The organism is Sphingomonas sp. (assembly GCF_025362505.1).
Taxonomy (GTDB): Bacteria; Pseudomonadota; Alphaproteobacteria; order Sphingomonadales; family Sphingomonadaceae; genus Sphingomicrobium.
The window spans coordinates 1-5230 of sequence record NZ_JANYGG010000017.1 but is presented as its reverse complement, the minus strand read 5'-3'; the positions used below and the strand labels follow the sequence as shown (position 1 = coordinate 5230).

Annotated in this window: 4 protein-coding genes; all 4 read right to left on the bottom strand. The window is 65.9% G+C overall.

The features are described 5' to 3' along the window. On the bottom strand, positions 1 to 797 hold a 797-nt coding region (locus Q0R27_RS01215), incomplete at its 3' end, for a class I SAM-dependent methyltransferase (RefSeq protein WP_293940267.1). An 18-nt stretch (positions 798 to 815) separates the two neighbouring features. Beyond that, the gene (locus Q0R27_RS01210) at positions 816 to 2042 is read right to left on the bottom strand and encodes a hypothetical protein (protein WP_293940266.1); all 1227 of its coding nucleotides are present in this window, start codon (positions 2040 to 2042) and stop codon (positions 816 to 818) included. A gap of 24 nt (positions 2043 to 2066) precedes the next feature. Next, positions 2067 to 4187, bottom strand: a complete 2121-nt coding sequence (locus Q0R27_RS01205; RefSeq protein ID WP_293940265.1) for an acetyl/propionyl/methylcrotonyl-CoA carboxylase subunit alpha — start codon at positions 4185 to 4187, stop codon at positions 2067 to 2069. A 235-nt stretch (positions 4188 to 4422) separates the two neighbouring features. Next, on the bottom strand, positions 4423 to 5230 hold an 808-nt coding region (locus tag Q0R27_RS01200), incomplete at its 5' end, for a methylmalonyl-CoA mutase family protein (RefSeq protein ID WP_293940264.1).

Below are 5230 nucleotides of genomic sequence, written 5' to 3'. Positions count from 1 at the left end.
GTCACCCGCAAGAATGTCGCGGGGATGTGCGTCCGACCCGCATCGCCCTCGTTCTGCCGAGTGAACAGCGCAACCAGCTCGTCGTGCAGCGCCTCCTCGCGCCCGTCCTTCGCGGCGGCGTCGAACGCGTTCATCGTCGGCCCGTAATAGTGGCGGAAAAGGTCGACCGCCTCGGCCGGTGGCCCGGCGAAATTGAACCGGAACGTGTCGCGCTGGAAGCTGATCCGCTCGCGATCGACTCCCGCCCCGACGAACCGCTCGACGACCTTGTCCTCCTGCCCCCACAGCATCGGGGATACGAACCCCTCGGGCGGCGGCGGCGAATAGGCCGCACTGGTCTTGAGGATCTGCGCGACCAGCGTCGGGTCACCGGGAATCCAGTTGCCCATGATGATCGTCCCGCCGGGCCTCGTCACCCGCACCATTTCCTTCGCGACATCGTCAGGACGCGGCGCGAACATCGCCCCGAACACCGACACGACCCAGTCGAAGCGCCCGTCCTCGATCCCGGCGAGGTCGGACGCATCGCCCTCCTGGAACCGGATATTGTTCAAGCCCTCGGCCCGCGCCCGCGCATTGCCCGCCGCGACCAGGTTTGCGGCGATATCGACCCCGAGCACCTCCGCGCCGAGCATCGCTTCCGGGATCGCGGTCGTCCCGTCGCCGCAGCCAAGGTCCATTACCTTGTCGCCACGCTTGATGCCGAGCGACTCGACGAACTTGGTGCCGCTGTCGCGCATGCCTTCGGCGATCCGCGTGAAATCGCCCTTTTCCCACAACGCCTTGTTCGGATTCATTGCACTTTCCTCCGTTTGCTAGCGTGAAAACACGGCGCCATGCGGCTTGCCTTCGCCGGTCCAGCCATGCGGCCATGTCCGGGTCGCGAAGCTGAACCCCGGCTTGCCGTCCTCGCCGCGAAACGTCTGGTCGATGGTCAGCGAACCGGTCTTCGGGTCAAGCATGAGCAGATACATTCGGTCGCCTGCCTTGCCCGACGTCACGACCACCCGGTTGGTCGCGCGGTCCCACGCCGTCCAGTGCGAGCGAAACCCGGGATCAATCACTAGCCGCGACGCTTCAACCGGCTTCGCGCCATTGGCGATGTCAAGCACGATGAAGCCGCCGATACCCTCGACCGACTGCACCAGATAATGGCCGGCGATGGTCGGGACGCCGCAATAAGAGCCGGGAAACTGGTGGACCAGCACCGCCGCCGGCTTCGCCGTGTCCATGCCGGTCACGCGCTGCAGGCCGCAGCTCAGGGTCTGGACATAGACCGCCCCGTCGGGTCCCAGCCGCGCTTCTTCCGGGCCGATATGTCCGCTCAACGACGGCCCCGGGTCGAGCGGCCATGTGCCGAGCAGTTTCAGGTCCGACAGGCGAAACAGCTGATAGGTCACGCTTTGCAGCAGGTAATCATCCTGCATCGGCGAATTGGTCACCAGCACGCGGTCGATTGCGGGCAGGACGGCCAGCGAATAGGGCAGCACCGGCATTCCCGGATGCGCCGGATCGGCATTGGCGACAGCGCGCACGACCTTCCCGGCATCGTCGATCTCGACCAGTCCGCCGCTCTTCGCGTGGCCCATCATCCCCGGCATCCCGGCCATCGCCACGCCCGATCCGGCCTGCTGGAAACTGGCCAATACATGGCCGTTGGGCAAACGCACGAAACTGTGCGCCATGGAGAAGCCGGCCATGTCGGTGAACGACGTCTCGACCCGGGGATGCAACGGATCGCGCAGGTCGAATATAAAGCTGCGGTTGGCGTCATGATCGTTGGCGAACAGCATTCCGCTCGCCGGCATTTCATATTCCGTGTGGTGCGGCCGAACGCTGGTCTGGTCGGTCGCAGCCGAGGTCAGCAACCTGCCATAACCGGGCGAGGCGGGATCGGCATCGATCACCGCCAGATAGTCCTTGCCCTTCCCCGCCTGGTCGCCGCTGAACACGAACAGATAATGGCCTGAGCCAGCGGCGCGGACCGGGGCGGCCGCCGCCAATCCAAGCATCGCCATCATCATCAGCAACGATCGAAGCATGGCTACCCCCTTTGAATAACGTCCTTAGTCGAACTCGACGATGATATCGTCAACCGCCAGGCTCTGTCCCGCCGCAACCGGGGTTGCCTTGACCGTCGTTGTCTTGGGCGCGCGCAGGATATTCTCCATCTTCATCGCCTCGATCACCGCGACCGGTTGCCCCGCCTCGACCTTGTCGCCCGCCTTGACCTCAAGCTTGGTCAGCAGCCCCGGCATCGGCGCCAGCAGGAAGCGCGACATGTCGGGCGCAACCTTGGCGATCATGTGCTGCGTCAGGTCCGCGACATACGGCGCCATCACTTCGACATGGTGCCGCGCCCCCAGCGTCTGGAAGCGCCACCCGCGGCCCTCTCTGGCGATGCGAACGATCCGCCGCCTCCCGTCCAGATCGGCGACCAGCAGCCGCTGCCCCGGGACATAGTCGGCAATCAGGTCGATTTCCTCCTCGCCATCGACGCTAACCAGCAGCCCGCCGTCATACGGCTCGACCGCGACCGCGAACTCGTCCACCCCAAGCCCCGCGCCAGCAGCAGAAGCTACCCGCACCACATAGTCGCCCTCTGGGTACACCGGCCCGCCCAATTGCCCGTCGATCAGCGCCGCCCTCGTCTCATGGCTCGCCGCGACCAGCCCGGCGATCGCCGCCAGATCCTCGAGCAATTCCTCGCTCGCCGGCGCGCCGACAAACCCGTCGGGATATTCCTCGGCGATGAACCCGGTCGTGATCTCCCCCGACCGGAACCGCGGATGCTGCATCAGCGCCGAGAGGAAATCGATATTGTCCCCGATCCCGTCGATCTCGAACGCATCCAATGCCTCGACCTGCGCATCGATCGCTTCAATCCGCGTCGGCCCCCAGGTGACCAGCTTGGCGATCATCGGGTCATAGAACATGCTGACCTCGCCGCCCTCGACCACCCCGTCGTCAACGCGAACCCTAACCCCCTCCCCTTCCGGGGAGGGGCGACTCGGCGCCAGCCGAGCGGGGGTGGGTGACCCCCCATCGGAAGTGGGCACAGACCCACCCCCGGCCCCTCCCCACACGGGGAGGGGTGGCTGATAGCGCACCAACCGCCCCGTGCTCGGCAGGAACCCGCGATACGGATCCTCCGCATAAACCCGCGTCTCGACCGCCCAGCCGTCGAGCTTCACCTCGCCTTGCGTAAACCCGAGCGGCTCCCCCGCGGCGACCCGGATCATCTGCTCGACCAGGTCGAGCCCGGTAATCTCCTCGGTCACCGGATGCTCGACCTGAAGCCGCGTGTTCATCTCGAGGAAGTAGAACCCCTCCCCGGTCGTGTCCGACCCCGACACGATCAGCTCGACCGTCCCCGCTGAAAAATATCCCACCGCGCGAGCCAAGGCGACCGCCTGCTCCCCCATCCGCTTGCGCATTTCAGGCGAGACGAACGGCGACGGCGCCTCCTCGACGACCTTCTGATGCCGCCGCTGGATCGAGCATTCGCGCTCGTGCAGGTACAGGATCGTCCCATGCTGGTCGCCGAGCAGCTGGATCTCGATATGGCGCGGCTGCTCGATGAATTTCTCGATGAACACCCGGTCGTCGCCAAAGCTCGCCAGCCCCTCGCGCCTGGTCGCCTCGAACCCTTCGCGCACGTCGGTCTCCGACCACGCCAGCCGCATCCCCTTGCCCCCGCCGCCGGCCGAGGCCTTCATCATCACCGGATAGCCGATCCCGCCCGCAATCGTGACGGCATGGTCGGTATCCGCGATCTCGCCCAGAAACCCCGGCACGACATTGACCCCCGCCGCCTTGGCGAGCTTCTTGGATTCGATCTTGTCGCCCATCGCCGCGATGGCGTGTGGCGGCGGCCCGATGAACGCGATCCCCGCCTCGGCCAGCGCCGTCGCAAAGCTCGCCCGCTCGCTGAGGAACCCGTATCCCGGATGCACCGCCTCGGCGCCCGTCGCCTTGCACGCCGCAATGATCAGCTCGGCCTTGAGATAGCTCTCCGCCGCCGGCGCCGGCCCCAGCCGCACCGCTTCATCGGCCATGAGAACATGCGGCGCGCGGGCATCGGCATCGGAATAAACCGCAACCGTCGCGATCCCCATCCGCTTGGCAGTGCGAATGACACGACAAGCAATCTCGCCCCGGTTGGCAATCAGGATTTTGGAGAACATCAGTTGCTTTTCCCGCTGGATGTTGATCGCAATGCAAGCACAGCGAGCGACAGCGTTGCAATCAAAAATAGTGCCGAAATTCCAGCAAAGAAGCGAAGAAGTGGCGCAGTGCATTCCGCTGCCAAATTCCCGAAATCATGACAACGCACGGCTTCGTGATCCGCCAGTGTCACGATGACCAAACCATAGCAGATCCAGGTCATTAAGAGGGCGATGACAGTGGCAATTCGGCGCCTCACTCCACCGTCTCCCCCACCGGCGGCCGGTTATGCCCGAGCAGCCGAAGCACCTCGTCCGCCGCATCAGCCAAATTCGTCCCCGGCCCGAAGATCGCCTGGACCCCCGCCGCGCGCAACATCGCATAATCCTGAGCCGGGATGACCCCGCCGACGATGACCTTGATGTCCGCCCGGCCCAGATCCTTCAACGCGTCGATCAGCTCGGGGATCAGCGTCTTGTGCCCTGCCGCGAGGCTCGACGCGCCGACCACGTCGACCGCCTTGGCCACGGCAAGCTCGGCCGCCTCGCGCGGGGTCTGGAACAATTGCCCGGCGACGATCTCGAACCCCAGGTCGCCGAACGCCGACGAAACGAGGTTCGCCCCCCGGTCATGCCCGTCCTGCCCCATCTTCGCGACCAGCATCCGCGGCGCGCGCCCAAGCCGCTGCGCGACCGTCGCGGTGCCCGCGATCGCCTGTTTCCACCGCTCGTCAGCGCGCTGGCCGTAAATCCCGCTGACCGGCGTCGGCGAGGTCGAATAGCGCCCGAACACCCGCTCCAGCGCATCCGAAATCTCGCCCAGCGAACAGCGCGCCCGCGCCGCGTCGACGCTCAGCGCCAGCAAATTGCCACTGCCCCGAGCTCCCGCCTCCAACGCATCCAGCGCGGCCCGCGCCCGCGCCTCGTCCCGCGACGCCCGCATCTTCTCGAGCCGCGCGATCTGTCCCGCGCGCACCTTGGCATTGTCGATCGACAGGATATCGAGATGCGCCTCCTCGGCCAGCCGATACTTGTTGACCCCGACGATCACTGTCTCGCCCACA

Excerpts from the sequence above, each read along its gene's own strand:
- Q0R27_RS01210 (WP_293940266.1), bottom strand. The coding sequence starts at position 2,042 with ATGCTTCGATCGTTGCTGATGATGATGGCGATGCTTGGATTGGCGGCG.
- Q0R27_RS01205 (WP_293940265.1), bottom strand. The coding sequence starts at position 4,187 with ATGTTCTCCAAAATCCTGATTGCCAACCGGGGCGAGATTGCTTGTCGT.